At 66.5% G+C, this 20,716-nt stretch carries 20 protein-coding genes and 1 pseudogene; 9 read left to right on the forward strand and 12 right to left on the reverse strand.

The window, feature by feature from the left end; translation table 11 throughout:
• Positions 1-42: 42 nt before the first annotated feature.
• The gene (locus tag RBH22_RS05645) at positions 43-1,218 is read right to left on the reverse strand and encodes a redox-regulated ATPase YchF (RefSeq protein ID WP_256545230.1); all 1,176 of its coding nucleotides are present in this window, start codon (positions 1,216-1,218) and stop codon (positions 43-45) included.
• Between the two features lie 246 nt (positions 1,219-1,464).
• The gene (aglM, locus tag RBH22_RS05650; RefSeq protein WP_306676805.1) at positions 1,465-2,757 is read right to left on the reverse strand and encodes a UDP-glucose 6-dehydrogenase AglM; all 1,293 of its coding nucleotides are present in this window, start codon (positions 2,755-2,757) and stop codon (positions 1,465-1,467) included.
• A gap of 117 nt (positions 2,758-2,874) precedes the next feature.
• On the opposite strand from aglM, the gene RBH22_RS05655 reads away from it, so the two are divergent.
• Entirely contained in the window at positions 2,875-3,939 is a 1,065-nt protein-coding gene (locus RBH22_RS05655) for a DUF368 domain-containing protein (protein ID WP_306676806.1), read from the forward strand.
• 277 nt (positions 3,940-4,216) lie between these two features.
• Here the strand turns inward: RBH22_RS05655 and RBH22_RS05660 are convergent, their stop codons facing one another.
• A complete protein-coding gene (locus RBH22_RS05660; protein WP_121570392.1) occupies positions 4,217-4,366 on the reverse strand; it encodes a rubrerythrin-like domain-containing protein in 150 nt (49 codons plus the stop codon).
• Positions 4,367-4,476: 110 nt separating this feature from the next.
• Positions 4,477-5,031 carry a class I SAM-dependent methyltransferase gene (locus tag RBH22_RS05665; RefSeq protein WP_306676807.1) on the reverse strand — a complete coding sequence of 185 codons (555 nt, stop codon included), beginning with the start codon at positions 5,029-5,031 and terminating at the stop codon, positions 4,477-4,479.
• A gap of 153 nt (positions 5,032-5,184) precedes the next feature.
• On the opposite strand from RBH22_RS05665, the gene RBH22_RS05670 reads away from it, so the two are divergent.
• Complete coding sequence (locus tag RBH22_RS05670; RefSeq protein ID WP_121570394.1) at positions 5,185-5,394, forward strand: HEWD family protein; 210 nt, start codon at positions 5,185-5,187, stop codon at positions 5,392-5,394.
• A gap of 21 nt (positions 5,395-5,415) precedes the next feature.
• Here RBH22_RS05670 and RBH22_RS05675 read toward each other — a convergent pair whose 3' ends face one another.
• A complete protein-coding gene (locus RBH22_RS05675) occupies positions 5,416-6,096 on the reverse strand; it encodes a phosphoglycolate phosphatase (protein WP_306676808.1) in 681 nt (226 codons plus the stop codon).
• Positions 6,097-6,213: 117 nt separating this feature from the next.
• Between RBH22_RS05675 and glpA the strand changes: the two genes are divergently transcribed.
• Genes glpA through RBH22_RS05690 form a run of 3 tightly spaced genes read left to right on the forward strand, consistent with a single transcriptional unit; the run spans position 6,214 to position 10,582 of the window.
• Entirely contained in the window at positions 6,214-7,995 is a 1,782-nt protein-coding gene (gene glpA, locus RBH22_RS05680; RefSeq protein ID WP_306676809.1) for an anaerobic glycerol-3-phosphate dehydrogenase subunit GlpA, read from the forward strand.
• Entirely contained in the window at positions 7,982-9,244 is a 1,263-nt protein-coding gene (glpB, locus tag RBH22_RS05685) for a glycerol-3-phosphate dehydrogenase subunit GlpB (RefSeq protein WP_306676811.1), read from the forward strand. The genes glpA and glpB overlap by 14 nt, the downstream gene beginning before the upstream one ends.
• Positions 9,245-9,265: 21 nt before the next feature.
• Positions 9,266-10,582, forward strand: coding sequence for an anaerobic glycerol-3-phosphate dehydrogenase subunit C (locus tag RBH22_RS05690; RefSeq protein ID WP_306676813.1), 1,317 nt, complete (start codon positions 9,266-9,268; stop codon positions 10,580-10,582).
• A 63-nt stretch (positions 10,583-10,645) separates the two neighbouring features.
• Here RBH22_RS05690 and ileS read toward each other — a convergent pair whose 3' ends face one another.
• The 5 genes from ileS to RBH22_RS05715 all read right to left on the reverse strand — a co-directional run bounded on the left by ileS (position 10,646) and on the right by RBH22_RS05715 (position 16,530).
• Entirely contained in the window at positions 10,646-13,777 is a 3,132-nt protein-coding gene (ileS, locus tag RBH22_RS05695) for an isoleucine--tRNA ligase (RefSeq protein ID WP_306676814.1), read from the reverse strand.
• An 83-nt stretch (positions 13,778-13,860) separates the two neighbouring features.
• Positions 13,861-14,463 carry a hypothetical protein gene (locus RBH22_RS05700; protein ID WP_306676816.1) on the reverse strand — a complete coding sequence of 201 codons (603 nt, stop codon included), beginning with the start codon at positions 14,461-14,463 and terminating at the stop codon, positions 13,861-13,863.
• A gap of 235 nt (positions 14,464-14,698) precedes the next feature.
• A complete protein-coding gene (locus tag RBH22_RS05705; RefSeq protein WP_306676817.1) occupies positions 14,699-15,157 on the reverse strand; it encodes a hypothetical protein in 459 nt (152 codons plus the stop codon).
• Positions 15,158-15,309: 152 nt separating this feature from the next.
• Positions 15,310-15,825 (reverse strand): bifunctional nuclease family protein, encoded by a 516-nt coding sequence (locus RBH22_RS05710; RefSeq protein ID WP_256545240.1) that lies wholly within the window; start codon positions 15,823-15,825, stop codon positions 15,310-15,312.
• Between the two features lie 90 nt (positions 15,826-15,915).
• Positions 15,916-16,530, reverse strand: a complete 615-nt coding sequence (locus RBH22_RS05715; protein WP_256545241.1) for a winged helix-turn-helix domain-containing protein — start codon at positions 16,528-16,530, stop codon at positions 15,916-15,918.
• A gap of 104 nt (positions 16,531-16,634) precedes the next feature.
• Between RBH22_RS05715 and RBH22_RS05720 the strand changes: the two genes are divergently transcribed.
• Complete coding sequence (locus tag RBH22_RS05720; RefSeq protein WP_256289854.1) at positions 16,635-17,228, forward strand: GNAT family N-acetyltransferase; 594 nt, start codon at positions 16,635-16,637, stop codon at positions 17,226-17,228.
• Positions 17,229-17,266: 38 nt separating this feature from the next.
• Here RBH22_RS05720 and RBH22_RS05725 read toward each other — a convergent pair whose 3' ends face one another.
• Together RBH22_RS05725 and RBH22_RS05730 are read right to left on the reverse strand one after the other, a co-directional pair.
• Positions 17,267-17,548, reverse strand: coding sequence for a hypothetical protein (locus RBH22_RS05725; protein WP_256289855.1), 282 nt, complete (start codon positions 17,546-17,548; stop codon positions 17,267-17,269).
• An 89-nt stretch (positions 17,549-17,637) separates the two neighbouring features.
• Complete coding sequence (locus RBH22_RS05730) at positions 17,638-17,988, reverse strand: hypothetical protein (RefSeq protein ID WP_306676819.1); 351 nt, start codon at positions 17,986-17,988, stop codon at positions 17,638-17,640.
• 114 nt (positions 17,989-18,102) lie between these two features.
• Between RBH22_RS05730 and cdd the strand changes: the two are divergent.
• From cdd to RBH22_RS05745, 3 genes and pseudogenes are all read left to right on the forward strand, one after another.
• Positions 18,103-18,576, forward strand: a pseudogene (cdd, locus tag RBH22_RS05735) (cytidine deaminase); the annotation flags it as partial.
• A 57-nt stretch (positions 18,577-18,633) separates the two neighbouring features.
• A complete protein-coding gene (locus RBH22_RS05740) occupies positions 18,634-19,452 on the forward strand; it encodes a nucleoside phosphorylase (RefSeq protein ID WP_256545243.1) in 819 nt (272 codons plus the stop codon).
• 73 nt (positions 19,453-19,525) lie between these two features.
• Positions 19,526-20,716: an NAD(P)/FAD-dependent oxidoreductase gene (locus RBH22_RS05745; protein ID WP_256545244.1), complete on the forward strand. Its 1,191-nt coding sequence runs from the start codon at positions 19,526-19,528 to the stop codon at positions 20,714-20,716.

Genomic DNA, 20,716 nt, shown 5'->3' on the forward strand with positions numbered 1-20,716 from the left:
CCTACTGGCACACCAACGCAATACTGCGACGCCTCCTGACAGCTACGACGCCGTGCTGACGATCTTTATGACGTCGCCCTCTTCGAGCTCGTAGTCCTCGGCGATTCGGCGCTTCGAGCGCGCGTCGACCGCGTGCAAGTACCCCTCGCCGATGTCGGTGTGAACCGCGTACGCGAGGTCCTTCGGCGTCGACCCGCGGGGGAGCAAGAACGCGTCGGGGAGCGTCTCGCCGGTCCCGTCGGTCCACTTCGTCTCGTTTTCGACGGGGTAGGCGGTCACCATATCGAGGACGTCGTAGACGGCGGTGTTGATCGCCTGCTGGACGCCGGTGCCGCCGTGTTCGGACATCACCTCGCGGATCGTTTCGAGGCCCTCTCGTTGGGCGTCGGAGACGTCGCCGACGACCCGGAAGTCGTCGTCGCCGGGATGATAGCTGACCACCCCCGACTCCGCTGCCGTCCGGAGCGCCAGCTCGCCGTCGGCGGTCGATGGGATTACGGGCTTGTCCTCCTCGCGGAGGCGTTCGACGTTCTCCGGCGGTGCGACGTCGGCCTTGTTGGCGACGAGAACGATCGGCTTCGTCCGCTCGCGGACGTCGCGTGCGAGTCGCTCGCGGTCCTCGTCGGTCCACTGCTGTGGGTCGTCAGGGTACTCGAGCGCCCGCAGCGACGCGGCCACGTCGTACTCGGTCGCGCCGAATCCCGTCAGCATCTCCGTGAGCGCCTCGTCGATGTCGAAGTCCGGCGACCGGGACTTGCGGACCACAGTCTCCCAGTTGCGTTCGATGATCCCCGCAAGCCACTGTTCGAGTTCGGCCTCGACGAAGTCAGCTTCCTCGACGGGGTCGTACGTCCCGATCTCGACCGGTTCGCCCTCGGCGTCGGTGCCGCCGGCCGCGTCGAGGACGGCCAGGATGGCGTCGGCGTCGGTCAGGGCGTCGAGGAACTGATTGCCGAGGCCGCGCCCCTCGTGCGCCCCGGGGACGAGTCCGGCGACGTCGAGCAGTTCCACGGGGACGTAGCGGACGCCGTCCTCGCAGTTGCCACAGCGCTCCTCGCGGTCGAGACAGGGACAGCGCGTCCGAGCGTGGGTCACGCCGCGGTTGGGATCGATCGTCGTGAACGGGTAGTTGCCGACGTCGACGTCGGCCATCGTCGCCGCCCGATAGAAAGTAGACTTGCCCGCGTTGGGCTTGCCAGCGAGCGCTAGCGAGAGCATATCGACGAGACGGGCGACGGCGGCAAGTAGGTTTCCGTCCGTCGGGTCGCGTTCCCCGCTCCATCACCGCGAGCGGCGACGTTCCTGCGACACCGCCCGCCGCGAGGGTTTATATCCGATGCCGGGGCCACCCCCGCCGTGATCTGACCTTCGCCTCGCGCCGGGCAGCGGTCGTTCGGCACGTCGACGCGAGAACAGAGCGATAACGCGAGTGCCGACTGTTCGCCACTTTACACCAGCAACCGTCTACACCAGCGACTCGTAGACGATGCCGTCGCGGCGCGTAATGATCCGACGACCGTCGACGACGACTGGCGTCGCCATCGCGTCGAACGCCTCGTCGAGGTCGGCGAACTCGGGCCAGTCGGTGACGACGAGCGCCGCGTCTGCTCCGTCGAGCGCGTCCGCCGGCGACTCAGCATACTCGATCTCGGGGTAGCGCTCCCGGAAGTTCTCGGTCGCGACGGGATCGTAGCCGACGACCTCGGCGTTCGCATCCAGTAGGGCGTCGACCAGCGGGATCGCTCTCGAATTCCGAATGTCGTCGGTGCCGGGTTTGAACGCGAGACCCAGCACCGCCACGCGCGCGCCGTCGGGATCGACGTGGTCTCCGAGGAGATCGAGCAATCGAACGGGCTGACGGTCGTTCACCTCGACGGCGGCTTCGAGCATCGCCGGGTCGTATCCGACGTCGCGAGCGGCGGCGATGATCGCTGCGACGTCTTTGGGGAAGCAACTCCCACCCCAGCCGACGCCCGCGCCGAGGAACGCCGCGCCGATCCGGTGATCGAGGCCGATCGCCGAGAGCACCTCCTCGGAGTCGATGCCGTACTCCTTACAGATGTTCGCGATGTCGTTCGCCAGGGAGATCTTCGCCGCCAGAAAGCCGTTGTTGGCGTACTTGATCATCTCCGCCTCGGCGACGCCCGTCTCGACGACTGGCGGGTCGCCGGCCTGCGCGACGAGCGGGTCGAACACGCCGCGGAGCGTCTCCGCTGCGCGGTCGGTCTCCGAGCCAAGGACGACCTTGTCGGGCGAGAGGAAGTCCTCGACAGCGCTGCCCTCGCGCAGGAACTCGGGATTCATCCCGATGTCGAGATCGTCACCGAGCGTCTTGCCCGACTCCTCGGCGAGGATCGGCGCGATCACCTCTTCGGTGGTCGTCGGCACGACCGTGCTCTTGGTGACCACGACGTGGTGGTCGTCCTTCTCGGCGAGGGCCGCGCCGAGCGAGCGCGCGCCGGCCTCCATAATCGAGAGGTCGATGTGGCCATCTTCCTCGGAGGGCGTCGGGAGCGCGAGAAAGGTCACGTCGGTGTCACGGACTGCCGCGTAGTCGGTTGTCGCGCGCAGGCCGTCGCCGGCGTGTGCGGCGACGAGGTCGTCGAGCCCCGGCTCGTGAATCGGGGCGTCGCCGTCGTTGAGCGACGCGACGATCTCCTCGTCGATGTCGACGTTGACCACGTCGTGACCGACCTCGGCGAAACACGCCGCGATCGTCGTCCCGACGTAGCCGCTGCCGACGATGCTGATTCGCATATCTGTGGGGACAGCGGCCGCCGGTTTCAATTTTCGCGTCTACGGTCGCGATCACGCTCCGCGCCGCCTACGGGCCGAAGCGAAAGCCCGGAGTAGGGGGCCACCGAAGGGTGCGCTATGTCGAAAGAGCGAGACGGGTCGCGCGCGGCGAGCGAAACGTCCGATGTGGGGACGTCACGCGGAGGTACCGAGACGTCTCGGAGTCCCGCAGAGACGTCACACCAGGCCGCGACGTCGTCTTGGCTCGTCGTCTACCTGAAAGGCGTCTGTATGGGGGCTGCAGACGCCGTCCCAGGTGTCTCCGGCGGGACGATTGCACTCGTGACCGGCATCTACGAGCGGCTGATCGCTGCGATCACCGCTGTCTCGCTCGCGCGGATCCGTGCCGTCCTCCTCGGGGTTCTCCCCGGCTATCGCAACGACGCCGCCGACGCTCTCCGCGCGGTCGACGCCGGATTCTTGCTCGTACTCGGAGCCGGAATCGCCACTGCGATCGTGACCGTCACCCGCATCGTCCACACCGGAATCGAAACGATGCCCGTACTCACCTTCGGGTTCTTCTTCGGTCTGATCGCCGCCTCCGCGTGGGTGCTCTTCTCCGAGGTCGCCGTCGACACACCGGCCCGTGCGGCGGCCGCCGTCGCCGGGTTCGTCTTCGCGTTCGTCGTCTCCGGGCGAGCGGCCGCGACGCTCGGTGATGGACTCCCCGTGACCGTCCTCGCCGGCGCGATCGCAGTCAGCGCGATGATCCTCCCGGGCATCTCGGGGTCGCTGTTGCTCGTCATCCTCGGACAGTACGAGTACATGACGGGGACGCTCTCGGCGTTCGTCGACGCGCTGCTCGCGACAGTGACCGGCGGGCCTCTCGCGCCGCTGCGAGAGCACGGCGTCGTCGTCGTCGCCTTCATCGCGGGTGCGTTCGTCGGCCTGTTCACCGTCGCACACGCCGTTCGATGGGCCTTGAACCGCGCCCGAACTGCGACGCTCGCGTTCCTCGTCGCGCTGATCGTCGGCGCGCTCCGTGCGCCGGTCGTCCGCACGGGCGAGCAGCTAACCGAACTCGGCCGCACCTGGACACCGACCGCGGTCGCGGCGTTCGTGGCGGCGGCAGTGGTCGGCGCGGTTCTCGTGGTGCTCTTGGAGCACTACACTGGCATCGCCGACATCGACGGCGGTATCTGACCGCAGCCGACGCTCGGAGAGACCACGAAGAGCGAACGAAAGTGGGGCCGGACCGTGACTGACGACAGCAAGACACAGGATCCCCGACCGCGTCGGCGGTCGATCGCGGATACGCGAGCCCGATTCGATCCGGCCACCTCGGGGCGTCCGCGCGGTCGGGGGGAGGTTACCACTCGACTATGGGAGAAACGGCGAGCCGATGGCGTGTGGTGTCGCTCGACCAAACACGTGACACCAACCGTTCGGCGTCGCCGTCGTCAGGGTCCTGTCCAGTCGATCACTCCCGTGGGACCGCGATGTTCACCAGCGATTTGCTCCCACACTTCTCACAGACACCGCCGCTATCGACGCGAGAACCACACGCTCGGCACTCGTATCGACTCTTGTCGGGGTGGTATGGGTCGACGCGTCCGTTGTATATCACCATACCTGTTACAGAATCACACGCACGGATAACTGTTGTCCTGATATGGCAAGAATGACTTCTATAGGGTTATAATCAAATAATATATCGGACAGACGTGAAATATCTGGGCGCTATTTCTTCGCTGAGTGGAGGAATGTTTCAATTCTCGACGTGGCATCGACGGTTCGGAAGCCGGAACTCTCGAAGTACTCGACGGCGTCGGCGAGACCGAAGCGTTCGCTCACCGGTGGGCCATCTTCGCCTGCGCCCGTCTTCGACCAGTCGAGGGTGATCACGCGACCGCCCGGGCGAATCACGCGTGCGAGTTCTTCGAGCGCCTCGTCGCTGGCGAACTCGTGGAACGTCATCGTCGAAAACGCGGCGTCGAGTTCGTCGTCGTCGAGCGGAATCGAGGACGCTTCGGCCGTGACGAATTCGACGTTGTCGGGCGCGCCCTTCTCCTGATAGTGATCGTGCATCTCCGGTTGCACGTCGATGGCGTAGACCTTCTCGACGAACGGGGCGATCTCGTCGGTGAAAAAGCCCGTTCCGCTGCCGACGTCCGCGACGACACCGTCCGGTGAGGGGTCGAGCGCGGCGAGCAGTTCCTCGCGCGAACAGAACCGATAGCGGTCCGGTCTTTCCAGTGCCTCCGCCCGTTCGGCGTCGAACGTGTGGAATCCCATATCTGATACAGACGTGGAGCGGACCTAAAGGTGTGTTCGCCGGCAGATGCTTCGATATCGCAGTAACTTGTAGGGACTACCGCACCGGATCCGGAACGTCCCCACGCTGCCGTAGCAGACAAGATTAACAGGGTCGCGCGCAGACCCAGGGATATGTCACTGACACTCGTAACCCCGACCGAACGAACGTGTGAGCGCTGCGGCCGTACGGAGATCTGGGACGACGACGTCGGTTCGTGGCGTCTCGCCGTCGACGACGACGGCAATCCGCAGGCCATCGGTAGTCCCTACTGTATCCACGAGTGGGACATCAACGGGAGGTTCGTGCCGTTCGAGGACGAATCCAGCGCTGCGGAAGCCTGAGCCCTCGATTCACGGTCGTCATCACGTCGACGCGAGCGATTCGAGAATCGACGCCGTGCCGTCGAAGTACGATTCCCCGACGACGACGTCCGCCGCGTTTTTGGCGGCCTCGTCGGCGTTCGCGACGGCGTACGACCGGCCGGCGACTTCGAACGTCGAGACGTCGTTTTCGCTGTCGCCGATGGCGACGAACTCGGTCGGATCGCGGCCGAGCGTCTCCGCGACGGCCTTCAGCCCCGTTCCCTTCTCGACGCCCGGCGTCTTGAGGTGGTAGGCGTAGCCGGTGTCGACGACTTCGAGGTCGAACGCCGCGGCTGTCTCCCGGAGGAGTTCCTCGTCGGCCGAGAGGTTTATCGCGATCTCCGTTCGGCGCCACTCGTTGACGGCGTCGAACGCACCCCAGCCGAGGTCGCCACCGCGCTCGACGAACTCGGCGGCGGCGGCCTGTGCGCGCTCCCGATCGCCCTGGTATGAGACCGCGTTGTCCGCGAGGACGACGCCGCCGTTCTCGGCGATCACGGTCAGATCGAGGCCGAGGTAGTGACAGAGGCTTACCGGGTAGGGAAACGCCTTCCCCGTCGCGAGGACGACAGGCGCGTCCCATACCGGGAGGTACTCGAAGACGCGCGGATCGAGACTTCCTGCGCTGTCCGTGAGCGTCCCGTCGATGTCGAGAGCCAGTGGCGGCGTATCGGTAGTCATTACCGCGGTTTGGGGGCGACGAGCAAAATGAGCACCGCTCGTTCGGTGCCAGTCGACGCACGTGGGAACGCTCAGACACTACCCTAAAGTAGATGCCCTCCAAGATAGAACTGTGAAATGAGTAAAAGCTCTCGCGTCCTCGTGATCGGCGGGGGGTCGACGGGTTGCGGCATCGCGCGCGACCTCGCGATGCGCGGCGTCGACGTCACGCTCGTCGAGAAGGGGAATCTAACCCACGGGACGACCGGGCGGATGCACGGCCTGCTCCACAGCGGCGGCCGCTACGCCGTCTCCGATCAGGCGTCTGCGGAGGAGTGCATCCAGGAAAATCGCGTCTTGCGCCGGATCGCGAGCCACTGCGTCGAGATGACTGGTGGCCTGTTCGTCCAGCGCCCCGAAGACGCCGACGAGTACTTCGAGCAGAAACTCGACGGCTGTCGCGAGTGCGGGATTCCAGCCGAAGTGCTCTCCGCGGCGGAAGCCCGCGAGATCGAGCCGTACCTGGCCGAGGACATCGAGCGCGCGATCCGCGTCCCCGACGGAGCGATCGACCCGTTCCGACTCTGCGTCGCCAACGCCGCCGACGCTGTCGAACACGGTGCACGCGTCGAAACCCACAGCGAAGTGACCGACGTACTCGTCGAGGACGGCGAAGTCGTCGGCGTGGAAGTCGAACACGCCGCCGGGTCCGGCAAGTACGTCCACGGCCATCCGGGCGAAACCGAGAAACTGTACGCCGACTACGTCGTCAACGCCACGGGCGCGTGGGCCGGGCAGATCGGCGAGATGGCCGGCGTCGAAGTCGCGGTCCGCCCCTCGAAAGGCGTGATGACCATTATGAACGTCCGGCAGGTCGACACGGTCATCAACCGCTGTCGACCGAAAGGCGACGCCGACATCGTCGTTCCGCACGAGACGACGTGTATCCTCGGAACGACCGACGAGGAGGTCGAAGACCCCGAGGACTACCCCGAGGAAGGGTGGGAAGTGGATCTGATGATCGACACGCTCTCTGAACTCGTGCCGATCCTCGACGAGGCGCGGACGATCCGCTCGTTCTGGGGCGTCCGCCCGCTCTACGAACCGCCCGAGGTCGGCAGCGAGGACCCGACAGACATCACGCGGGATTTCTTCCTGCTCGATCACGACGAGCGCGATGGGCTGCCCGGGATGGCCTCCATCGTCGGCGGGAAACTCACGACGTACCGGATGATGGCCGAGCAGATTTCCGACCACGTCTGCGAGAAACTCGGCGTCGACGCCGAGTGTCACACGGCCGAAGAGCCGCTTCCGGGGTCTGAGGACTTCTCTGTCCTCCGGGAGTGGATGGACGAGTTCGGCCTCCGATCGCCGATCGGAAAGCGGAGCGCCCAGCGGCTCGGGTCGCGGACGGACGAAGTGCTCGGCGAGTGGGACGGCCCCAACCCCACGGTGTGTGAGTGCGAGGCCGTCACGCGCGCGGAGATCAACGACGCCATCGACGACGCCGGATCCGAGCTCAACGCCGTGCGGCTCCGCACCCGCGCGTCGATGGGGAACTGCCAGGGTGCGTTCTGCTGTCATCGGATGGCGAACGAACTGTCGCCGGAGTACGACGAATCCGTCGCCCGGAAAGCGCTCGACGACCTCTATCAGGAGCGCTGGAAGGGTGAACGCCACGCGCTGTGGGGTGAACAGCTCTCACAGGCGATGCTGAAACACCTGCTGCACGCGACGACGATGAACCGCGACGGCGACCCGGCAAAGACGGACGACCCGGTCGACTTCACGGCGTTCGACGCCGGCCCGGACGGCGGGGCGGCAACCGGGGACGGCCAGCAGTCGGAGGACGCCGTCGCCGACGGTGGCATCACGGACGAAACCAACGCGGGCGAAGGAGCAGCCGATGCCGATTCGTGAGGAGGTTCTCGTCGTCGGCGGCGGCATCGCGGGCACGACAGCGGCGCTCGCGGCCGCGGAAACCGGTGCGGAGGTCCGTCTCCTCTCACACAAGAAGAGCACGCTGCGACAGGCCAGCGGCCTCGTCGACGTGCTCGGTGCCGTCGGCGGCGACGGCCCCATCGCGGACCCCTTCGAAGCCATCGAGCGCCTCCCCGACGACCATCCCTACCGGGTCGTGGGCGCGGAGTCGATCCGCGATGGACTGCGGTTCTTCGACGACATCGCGGGCGACGTCTACGCGGGCGGTCACACCGACTGCAACGCCCTCGTTCTCACCCACGGCGGGACGATCAAGCCGACTGCGCGCTACCCGGAGTCGGTCGCGCCCGGCCTCGCGAGCGCGGCCGCGGACACGCTTCTCGTCGGCTTTGCGGGGCTGACCGACTTCGACGCGCCAGTGGCCGCGGACCATCTCGCGGCGACCGGCGTGCCCTTCGAAGTCGACGGCGTGACCGTCCGATTCCCGATCGAGTTCCGCGACGACGCGCGAACGACCCGCCTCGCGAAGGCACTCGACGCCGACGAGGACCAGGCGCGGAAGCGTCTCGCCGATGCGATTGCCGACGCCGAGACCGACCTCGACTACGACCGGGTCGGGTTCCCGGCGATGCTCGGCGACGACCACGCCGCGGCCGTCCGCGACGAACTGGCGGATCGGCTCGGCGCGGCCGTCTTCGAGATCCCGACGGGGCCGCCGAGCCTCCTCGGGATGCAACTCGAAGATCTCCTGTTCGACGCGCTCGACGACGCGGGCGTTCGAATCTCCGCTGGAAACCCCGCGGTCGGCTACGAAGCGGCCGACGGCCGACTCGAATCCGTCACCGTCGACCGCCGCGGCCAAAACGTCCCGTACCACGCCGCGGAGGTCGTCTTGGCCACCGGCGGCCTCGTCGGCAAGGGTATCGACTCGGACCGCGAGTCGGTCACGGAACCGATCTTCGACTGTCACGTCCCGCACCCGTCGGACCGTTACGCTTGGTCCGAAGACGACGCGTTCGGCGACCACGCCTTCGCACGCTTCGGCGTCGTCCCCGACGACGACCTCCGGCCGACGGACGACGCGGCGGAACCGCATTTCGAGAACCTCCGAGCCGCCGGTGGCGTTCTCGGTGGCGCGGATGTCGCCCGCGAGAAGTCCGCGGCCGGCGTCTCGCTCGCGACGGGCGCGTACGCCGGCCGACGGGCGGGCGAGGAGGCGACGCGATGAACGATACGGAGCGCAGATAGTATGAGCGACGCAGAACCCCCAGCCACGACAGAGCCAATCGACCCGACACGAGAACACGAAACGGACTTCGATCCGGTCTCGGTCTTCGACGGAGACGAGACGATGGACCTCCGCCCGGGCGCGGACAACTGCTACAAGTGCTCGGTCTGCGACACCGCTTGTCCCGTCGCCGAAGTCGACGACGACTTCCCCGGCCCGAAATTCCAGGGGCCCGAGCAGTGGCGGCTCAAGCGCAAGGAGGGCGGCGAGATCGACGACTCGATTATGTCCTGTTCGAACTGTATGCGCTGTGACGACGCCTGCCCGTCGGGCGTGCCGCTCTCACAGATGCACAACACCGCCCGCGGGGAGTACGTCGACGAACAGATGGACAAACTCTCGCGGGAGTACGTCCGGAACCGCATCCTCGCGAACTACGGCACCCTCGCGCGACTCGGAAGCAAGGTCCCGCGGCTCACCAACCTCGTGATGGGCAACTCCCTCGTCCAGAAGATCAACGAGAAAGTCCTCGGCATCCCCTCCGAACGCGACTTCCCGGCGTTCGCGTCCCAAACCTTCCGCGAGTGGTGGCACGAGCGCGGCGGCGCGAACGTCGAAAACGAGGACAAGCGCATCGCGTACTTCCACGGCTGTTACTCGAACTACAACACCCCGGAAGTGGCGAAGGCGCTCGTCCGCGTCTTCGAGTCGTTCGGCTACGAGGTCGTCGTCCCGCGCCAGCGCTGCTCCGGCACGCCGATGTTCGCCAACGGGATGCTCGACGACGCCGAACGCGCCGCCGAAGTGAACGTCGGCGAATTCTCAGACCTCCTCGAAGCGGGCTACGACGTCGTCGCCTCCTGTACGTCGTGTTCGATGTCGCTGCGGCAGGAGTATCCCGAACTGTTCGAGCTATCGGGCATCGAGGAAGTCGCGGCAAACACCTACGAGGCGCTCGAATACCTCCGGATTCACGAGGACGTACGGGGCGCACTCGACGACGCGAGTGTCGACGACCAGGCGCTCGCGTACCACGCGCCGTGTCACGCGCGCAATCAGGGCCTCGACCGCCAGGCGGTCGAACTGTTCCGCGATCTCGACGGCGTCCTGATCGAGGACGTCGGCGACTCCTGCTCTGGGATCTCTGGCACCTACGGCTGGAAGGAAGAGAAGTACGAGACGTCGATGAAGATCGGCGAGGAGATGTTCGAACATATGCGCGATGCGACGGGAGAGGTGGGGATGACCGAGTGTCCGACGTGTTCGATGCAGATGGAGCACGGCACGGGCTACGACATCAAACACCCGCTGCAACTGCTCGAAGAAGCGCTCTGTTGAGGGGTCGCGTGCGGGGCGCGAACGCGTCTCGCCCTACGCGGCCGCTCCCGTTTCGCTCGTCTGTTACGCGCCGACCGGTTCGACGCCGATCGTGACGGTCACACCTTCGACGTCCCACTCCTCGACGAGCGCCCAGTCTCCGTCGGACGCCAGTTCCTCGCCGTCGACGAACTCCCGGGTCCGCGTCTCCTCGGCGACCACGTCGCGGTGGCGGTCGACGAACTCGGTGATGCGGTCGTCGGCGACGTCGACGTACGTGTCGATCTCGGCGTCGACGTCCAGTTCGAGCTGCTTGCGCATCTCCTGAATCCGCCGGACCACGTCGCGAGCGTAGCCCTCGGCCTCGATCTCGTCGGTGAGTTCGGTGTCGACGTAGACGGTGCCGTCGTCGAACGCGGCTCCTGAGATGTGCGCCGGCGGTTCGGCCTCGTACTCGACCATCTCGTCGGTGAGGTCGTAGGTCTCGCCGTCGACGTCGACGCCGGCTTCGACCTCGGCGCGCGTCTTGCCCTGCACGGCTTCCATCACCTTCTGGGCGTCTGCGCCGAACGCCGGTCCGATGACGCCCATCTGGGGATCAGCGCGCTCGACGAGTTCGTCGAACTCCGAGACGACGTCGATCGATCGAGCGTTGACGCGTTCGGCGAGGAGGTCTGAGAGCGATTCGACGGCGTCGGCGACGGCGTCGTCCTCGGTGGCGACGACGACCCGCTGGACGGGCCAGCGGAGCTTTCGGCCGCCCTGCTGGCGCGCGTTCGCGGCCGCCTCCTCGACGTCGCGGAGGACCGCCATCTGCCGTTCGAGTTCGGGGTCGCGCAGCGTCCCGTCGGCGGTCGGGTACGACAGCGCGTGGACGCTCGTCGCCTCGCCGTCGAGGTGCTGGTACATCTGCTCTGCCAGATACGGCGTGAAGGGCGCGAGGAGGCGGATCGTCTCGTCGAGGACGGTCGCGAGCGTGGCGTACGCGCCGCGCTTGGAGGCGGAGTCTTCTTCCTCCCACATCCGCTCGCGGATCGCCTTCACGTAGAAGCGCGAGACGTCCTCGGTCAGGAAGTCGAGCACCGCGTTGAGCGCGTCGCTGACCTCGAAGTTCTCCCAGGCCTCGGCGGCCTCGGCTTCGACGGACTGCAGGCGCGAGAGCACCCACTCGTCGACGACGGTGAGGTCGCCGTCGTCAAGGTCGGCCTCGGCGGGGTCGTAGCCGTCGAGGTCCATATACGGCAGCGGGAAGCGGAAGACGTTCCAGAAGATGTTGAGCGTCGACTGCATCTCGCCCAGTCCGTTCCACTCGAAGGAGAGATCGACGCCCTGCTGGTCGTGACTGAGGAGGTACGCCCGCAGCGGGTCGCGGCCGGCGCGTTCGATCGCCTCCTCGGGCGTGACGATGTTGCCCAGCGACTTCGACATCTTGCGGCCGTCCTCGTCGTTGACGAAGCCGTGCATCATCACCTGCTCGTAGGGCGCTTCGCCGACCGCGGCGGTGCCCATTCCGAGCTGGGACCAGAACCACCCGCGGGTCTGGTCGTGGGCCTCGACGATGAAGTCGGCGGGCCACAGTTCCTCGTAGGCCTCGGTCTCGCTCGGGTAGTCGATGGTTCCCCACGTCGCGACCGAGGAGTCGATCCAGACGTCGAAGACGTCCGGCACGCGCTCGTAGGTCTTCCCGTCCTCGGTGATCGTCAGCGGATCGACCGACGGCCGATGGAGGTCGATCTCGTCGGGGTCGATGTCCTGGTCCGCGCGCTCGGCGAGCTCCTCGCGCGTGCCCACGACGATCCACTCGCCGTCGTCGGCCTGCCAGATCGGGAGTGGAATACCCCAGTAGCGCTGCCGGGAGATGTTCCAGTCCGGCGCGTCGGCGACGAAGTCGCGGAAGCGGTTGTCGCGCGCCCACTGCGGGTACCACTCGGAGTCGTCGATGTTCTCGAGCAGTTCGTCTTTGATGTCGGTGACGGTGATGAACCACTGGTCGGTCGCGAGGAAGATGATGTCCGTGTCACACCGCCAGCAGTGACCGTACCGGTGGTCGTGCGTGCCCGAGGCGAGCAGCGCGCCCGACTCCTCGAGGTCGTCGACGATTTGGTCGTTGGCGTCGCGGACGAAGGTGCCGGCGTAGTCGCCGGCCTGCTCGGTGAACTCGCCGCGACCGTCGACGGGGACGTACACGTCGAGGCCGAGTTCCTGCCCGCGAGCGAAGTCCTCCTGCCCGTGTCCGGGCGCGGAGTGGACGAGGCCCGTGCGGTCGGCTTCGACGTAGTCGGCCGTGTAGACCTGACCTGCGCCCTCGAAGTCGGCGTACTCGTTCAGGTGCGACTCGAGGGGGTTGTCGTAAGTCCAGCCGACCAGATCCTCGCCCTCGTACTCGTCGACGACCTCGTAGTCCTCGTAGCGACCCTGTTTCAGGACGTCCTCGACGCAGGGTTCCGCGACGTAGAGGACTTCCTCCTCGCCGTCCTTCTCGGCGCGGACGGCCTGGTAGGTCATCTCGCCGTCGACGGCGACGAAGGTGTTCGCCGGGATGGTCCACGGCGTCGTCGTCCAGATGACGAGGCTCCCTTCTCGATCCTGCAGCGGGAACTTCACGTAGATCGACGGGGAGGTGATCTCGTCGTACTCGACCTCGTTGGCCGCGATGGCGGTCTGACACCGCGGACAGTAGTTGACCGAGCGCTTGCCCTGCTCGACGAGGCCGTGTTCGTCGACCTGCTGGAACGCCCACCAGGCGGCTTCCATATACTCGGGCGAGATGGTCTCGTAGGGGTCGTCCCAGTCCATCCAGACGCCGATCGACTGGAAGTCCTCGTCCATCGCCGCGCGGTTCCGCTCGGCGAAGTCCTTGCACTCCTCGATGAACGACTCGATGCCGTACTCCTCGATGTCGCGTTTGGTCTCGAAGCCGAGTTCCTCCTCGACTTTCACCTCGATCGGGAGCCCGTGCATATCGTATCCCGGGCGGTCGGTGACGCGGTGGCCGGTCATCCGCTTGTAACGGATGATGGCGTCCTTCAGCGTCTTGTTCCAGGCCGTGCCGAGGTGCATCTGGCCGGAGGTGTACGGCGGGCCGTCGACGAAGAAGAAGGCGGGGTCGTCGGCGTGGGCCTCCTTCGTCGCCTCGTAAGCGTCGGTGTCGTCCCAGTACTCCCCGACCGCGGATTCGACCTCCGCGGGCGTGTACTGGTCGTCGACTTCGTCCATACAGAGGGAGTACCAGCGAATGTATATGAAATCCGTGGAACCGCGGCGTACGGTCTGTTCTCCGAGCGGGCGGCGACCGACCGTTACGACTCGGCTCGGACCGTCATCTCGGAACGTAGCGCGCCGGTCTCCTCGTCGTAGACGGGGAGGCGGACCCGCCGGGGCGTCGCCTCGGCGCTGTACCGGACGACTGTCGTCGCGATCACGTCCTCGGTTTCCGGCGACAGATCGAGTTCTGAGGGGTCCCGTGACGCTCGCGCCATTGGCGCTGTCACCGTCCGCCAGCCGGTCCAGCCGAGATCATCGTACAGGATGGTCGGGGCGACTTGGTAGGCCTCCGCCCGCGACATCCGCACCTCATAGAGCAGGATGAAGTTCGAGGAGTAGTCGGTGTTTCGCAGTTTGTTGTCGAACGTGCGTTCGTTCGTCGGATACTGATCTGTAAAGAATTCTGACACGTCCGATGGCTTCCCGGTGAAGAGCGCGGCGTGGCGGGTCGCGTCCCCGGACGCCGAGAGGCCATCGGTGACCCACGGTTCCGACGCGGGGTGAAAGACCATCGTGGCGATGTCCATTACGACGCGGTCACTTATTTCTCGGCGCACCGCTCCAGTGCATCCCGAGAGAGCGGTCATCGACAGGGCGGCGGCCGACGCGGTCGCCGAGAGGAGGGCTCTGCGGTTCACGGACGGACCTCCCGGGGCCACAAATATATTTCCGTGGGTCCGAGCGTGACCGAATTGGGCCAGTCCGATGGGCGATGGACTACTGCTCGCGTCGCTCTGCGGTCGTCACACCGATTTGCACCGCGAGGCGAGCAACGCGGGCCGAGCGGCCTTTTTCCCTCCAGGTTTTTGCGCGGTGGGTTCCCGCAGCGGCGCGACGCGCCGCGAGGAAACCCACCGTGGAAAAAGGTGGGTTTTAGAAATCAGGCAGATCGTCGGGCGCTTCGTACTCCGACTCCCAGGTGATGTAGTCGTCTTTCAGCACCTCACAGACGGTCTGTCCGAGTTCGGTCAGGCCGGCATTGATGCTTGAGACCGTCTTCCAGGAGGTGATCTCGGAGTGTAGTTCGCGTTCTTTCCAGTCCTCGGGGAGCCCGGGGGCGTGATACCCCACACGGTCGGCGAAGTCGTCCCAGAAGAAGTCGAAGTGCGAGAGCATCTCGAGGTCGAGGACGATCGCCCACTCGTCGGCGGTCACGTCGGTCTCGGCACACCACTGCTCGAAGGCGTCCGCCCACGCGCCGTCGCGGAGGAGTTCTTCGAGGTCCGCGCGCCGGTAGTCGGTGTCGCCGACGACGTCCGCGTCCTCGTACTCGTTCGGATCGACGGTGTCTTCGAGTTCGGGCACCGGAGGAGTCTCGACGGAGAGGGTCATAGCGGGGCCTTCGAGTTCTGTCGGGATAAGGGTACGCGGACAGGCCGATGCCCAGTAGACGGCCCGGGTAGCACTCCCACTGTCGGATACGAATCTGTGGCGTATGTTGCTACACCGAGTGAGGAATCGATCTACACAGTTGTTTGACCGTATCAGCGCCCGCCGCCGAAGTCGTCAAGATCGTCGAAATCGTCGAAGTCGTCGGGCTCGTCGGAGACGTCCTCGTCGCGTCCCTCGCCGAAGTCGAACCGATCCGGTGGCTGTCCGGCTTCGTCGAGGACAGCGTCGGACACTTCGATCGGACAGTCGACGCGGACCGCGAGCGCGACCGCGTCGCTGGGACGCGCATCGAAGACGAACCGCTGGGGCTCGCCGTTGTCGTACCGCTCGGCGTCGATCTTCGCGTAGAAGGTCCCGTCGGCGATGTCGTCGATGCGGACCTTGTCGATCGCGCCGCCGAACTCGGTGAGCATCTCCACCAGAAGGTCGTGTGTGAGCGGTCGCTCGAAGGACTCGCCGGCGATCGCGAGTTGGATCGCCCGGGCCTGATCGGCCGTGACGACGATCGGCAACAGCTCGGACCGCGCCGCGACCACGACCGCGGGGATGTTGTCGCCGTCCGCGTCGACGCCGACGGCGATACCCTCGACCTCGCCCGGGTGATTCATACCTGCCTCTTGTGGGTCAGGGTACGAATACTTACGGGAGAAGATTCTTCGGGGAGGGGGACCGACGGTGCGAGCCGCGCCGTCGAGCCGCTATCGCTGGCGGACGAACCAGACCGCGAACCACGCGAGGAGGACCGTGAGACCGCCGAGAAACACGAGTAGTCCTGGCGGGAACCCCGAACTGGCGGCCGTCTCGGTCGCGATCCGGGTCGATTCAGTCGTCTGGACGGACACGCCGCCGTCGGCCCCGCCGGTTTGCGCGCCGAACGGGAGGCCTTCGATCGCGACCTGCGCGAGGATGCTCACGAGCCCGACGACTGCGACGCCGCCGAGCAGTCGCTTGAGCGCCGCTGAGAGGCCGGCGGTTTCCTCGCCGTCGGCCGCGACGACCACGAGCGGGCGGTCTGCGGGCGCGTATACGTTCATCTCGCGGCCTTTCTCCGAGTACGCCGTGTCGACGACTTCTACGGCGCCAGCGTCTTCGAGCCGCTGGATGTGATACTGGACGTTCTGCAGGGACGTATCGACCGCATCCGCGAGGGCGGCGGGGTTGGTCGGCTCCTCGTGAAGCGCCGAGAGAATCTGCCGTGCGGTCCCCGAGGAGAGCGCCGACAGCAGGTCGTCGGCATCGTCGTCGTCGAGTCCGACGACGCGCGGCGAGGCGTCGACGTCGGGCTCGGACTGGGAGGGCAAGAGACGAGCCATCGTGCGCTCGTAGAACGCAGACCGATACAAAGGTGTTGCCTGTGCGCCGTGGTTCGACAGACGGCTCCGCAATACACTTGCATCCCGGTGTCGTATCACCGAGTATGTACGTCCGGGACGCCAAAAATCGCGACGAGGTCTGGCTACTCGACAGGATCGAGGAGGCCGAAATCGACGATCCCGCGTTTCGCTCCCGGGACTACGTGATCGCGCTCGACGAGGAGTCCTCTCGTAAGGCCGGCTTCGGACGCATTCGCGTCCACAAGACGGAGGCCGGCAACTTCTGTGAACTCGCGTTCGTCTACACGCTCCCGCCGTGGCGACAGCAGGGCGTCGCCGCGCACGTCATCGAGCGACTCGTCGCCGAGGCGGGCGACGAGGGCTACGAGGCGGTTTACACGTTCACACGCCAGCCGTCGTACTTCACGCCGTTCGGCTTCGAGCCGCTAGAATCCGGCGACCTTCCCGAGCCCGTCGCGTCCCGGCTCGAAACGGTCAGAGCAGAGCGCGGCGACGAGGTCATCGCGATGCGCGTGCACGCGGATGACTTCACGGTCCCCGAGGAGTACCGCGAGCGGTTCAAGAACGCCGCTCCGGCAGACGAACCCGAAGACGGTGAAGTCCCCGTCGAGGAGACAGCCGAGGACTTCGGGATCGACCCCGAGGAAGCGACCTACAAGTACGATACCGGCAGCTGAAGTCAGTCTCGCTGACGCGGCGGGTGATCGGCCTCGTTTTAGGTCCGACCGTCGAGGAAGTCGGTACTGAAAACGAGGTACGCCAGGACCGTACAGAAGAGGATCGGTGGGAGGAGCGCGAACGCCCACAGCGGCTCGATCCCCCAGCCGAGGAGCAAGACGACGTTGCCGAGTCCGATCGCGAGAAACGGCGCGACGGCGAGCGCTGCCCGCTTGCGGTTTCTGTTCCCGGTCTCCGATTGGAGCGGCGCGTTCGGATCGAACTCCTCGTCGGTCGCCGCGGCGTCCGCGCGGTCGTCGGCCGACGTGGTTGAAGCCATACTGCGCTGTCGGGACTGCAGCGACAAAAGCGCCGCGCTGTCTCTCGCACGTAGAGGCCGCCAGACAGAGATGGTCCTCGATGCGGCGCTTAGCGCTGAGCCTCTGGATCCCCGGCGTCGGCCTCCGCACGGGAGGCGAGTTCGACCAGGCCGAACAGGACTGCGAGGACGAGCGTCGAGACTACGATCCCGTAGAGTGCGACCGCGCCGGGCGTCAGCGGAATCGTCACCGAGGTGCCCAGAACGGCCGCCTCGGAGGCCGACTCCGCGCCGTTACCGCCAACGAGCAGACCGACGCCGCCCGAAATCGCGACGATCGTCGCGCCCAGCACCAGCATAATTCGTCGGCCGAGTCCGGGCGTCCCGGCGTCCGCCGTCTCGACGTCCGAGTCGGGCGCGTCGCCGCCTCCCTCGGCGTCAGTGTCTGTATCCGAGTGCACACGCTCGCTACGGCCGGGAGTGGCTTTTCACTTGCCCTTTGACGTGTCGACCGCTGACGGCCCTCGCGGACGTTCTCCCGGGGACGACAACGTACAAACGCCCCCCGGACGAACCGCCGGGCGATGACAGACGACCTCGTCGAACGCGCTCGCGACGCGCTCGCAGACGCCTACGTCCCGTACTCGGAGTATCGGGTCGGCGCGGCGCTCAGAACGGCCGACGGCACCGTGTACGTCGGCTGCAACATCGAGAACGCGAACTACTCGAACAGCCTCCACGCCGAGGAAGTCGCGATCGCGTCGGCGGTCCGAGACGGCCACCGAGAGTTCGACCGGATCGCGGTCTCCTCCGGCGCCCGCGACGGCGTGACGCCGTGTGGGATGTGTCGCCAGACACTCGCGGAGTTCGCCGACGCGGACCTCGAAGTCGTCTGCGACGAGGGCGGCGACGACACGTCGACGTACACGCTCGGGGAACTCCTGCCGAACACGATCTCGCTGGAGACGCTCTCTGCGGCCGCGGAGCAGCGGGAGGGAGAGAGTCAGCACGACGACGCCGACGACAGCAGCGGCGACACCGATCAGTAGCGGGCTTTTCCCGAACCCAGCCGACAGTATATTTTCGATGCGCCCGGGAGAGTACCTATGAGCGACAGCGAAGACCCGAACGACGAGGTTCAGTATCACGTCGCCGTCGGCCCCGACGACGTCGCAGACAGCGTCCTCCTCCCGGGCAACCCCGAGCGCGTCGACAAGATCACCGCGCTGTGGGACGACTACGAGGAGCGAGCCAGTCACCGCGAGTACCGCACGGCCACCGGGACCTACGGGGAGACGCCGATCTCAGTCACGTCGACGGGCATCGGCAGTCCCTCCGCCGCGATTGCCATCGAAGAGCTCGCTCGCGTCGGGGCAGACACCTTCATTCGTGTCGGGTCCTGCGGGGCGATTCAGCCCGAGATGGCGGTCGGCGACCTCGTCATCACCTCCGGTGCCGTCCGTCAGGAAGGCACCTCGAAGGAGTACGTCCGCGAGGACTACCCGGCCGTCGCGGACCACGAAGTCGTCGCCGCGCTCGTCGCCGCCGCCGAGCGGTTGGGCCACGACTACCACGTCGGGCTGACGATGAGCGCCGATTCCTTCTATGCGGGACAGGGTCGCCCCGGCTTCGAGGGGTTCCGCGCGGCCGGCTCGGAGACGTTGGTGAAGGAACTTCAGGAGGCGAACGTGAAGAACATCGAGATGGAGGCCGCTGCGCTTCTCACCGTCGCGAACGTCTACGGGCTCCGTGCGGGGGCTGTCTGCTCCGTCTACGCGAACCGCGTCACGGGCGAGTTCCGAGCGGAAGGCGAATCCCGCGCGGCGGAAACCGCGAGCCTGGCCGTACACCTGCTCGCGAAGATGGACGAGGCGAAGCGCGAGGCCGGCGTCGACCACTGGCACCCGGGGCTTTCCATCGAGTGAGCGACGCTGCCTCCCACGTGAACCCGAGCCGCATTCCGCAGTTCCTTTATCCGATGCCGCCGCAGAAACGTCTATGAGTACGCAGGTCGTCGTCGTCGGTTCCGGCTACGCGGGTGCTGGTGCCGTCGCGCGTCTCGAAGAAGAACTCGATCCGGGGACAGACCTCACGTGGATCTCGGAGCACGATTATCACCTCGTCCTGCACGAGGTCCACCGCTGTATCCGCGATCCAAGCGTCGAATCGAAGATCGCGATCCCGATCGACGACATCAAATCGCCCTCGACGGAGTTCGTCAAGGGCCACGTCACCGACGTCGACGTCGACGAGCGCGTCGTCGAACTCGAAGACGAAGAGATCGAATACGACTACCTCCTGCTCGCGATCGGATCGAGCACCGCCTTCTTCGGCATCGAGGGGCTCAAAGAGCACGCCCACGAACTGAAGAGCCTCGACGACGCCCGGTCGATCCACGCGGACGTAAAGCAGGCCGCAGAGGAAGCCTCCCGCGACGACCCCGCGGAGATCATCGTCGGCGGGGCCGGCCTCTCGGGCATCCAGACGGCCGGCGAGATCGCCGAGTACCGCGACGAACACCGCGCCCCGATCGACGTCACGCTCGTCGAGGGCCTCGACGAGGTCTTCCCGGGCAACGACCCGGAACTCCAGGGTGCGCTCCGCAAGCGACTGGAGGATCTCGACATCGAGATCCTCACCGGCGACTTCATCTCGAAGGTCGACGACGAGTTCGCCTACCTCGGCGGCGGCGAGGACGAAGAGCCCGAAGAACTCGCCTACGACACGCTGATCTGGACCGGCGGCATCACCGGCCACGAGGAAGTCCACGGCGTCGACCTCGACCAGGACGAGCGCTCCCACCGCGTCTTCGCCGACGCCGACTTCCAGACCTCGGACGAGCGCGTCTTCGCGCTCGGCGACACCGCACTCGTCGAGCAGGGTCCCGACTCCGTCGCGCCGCCGACGGCGCAGGCCGCTTGGCAGGCCGCCGACGTCGCCGGCGAGAACGTCGCTCGCGCCGTCGCCGGCAAGCCGCTCAAGACGTGGCGTCACGACGACAAGGGGACGGTCGTCTCCGTCGGCGACGACGCCGTCGCTCACGACGTCAAACTTCCCGTTCTCGGGAGTTTCCCGGTGAGCGTCTTCGGCGGACCGGCCGCGCGAAACCTCAAGAAGGCGATCGCCGCACGCTGGATCGCCGACGTCGCCTCGCCGCGCCACGCGATCGACGCGTGGGACAGTATGTGA

It is taken from the genome of Halobellus sp. H-GB7, from assembly GCF_030848585.1.
Lineage (GTDB): Archaea > Halobacteriota > Halobacteria > Halobacteriales > Haloferacaceae > Haloquadratum > Haloquadratum inordinatus.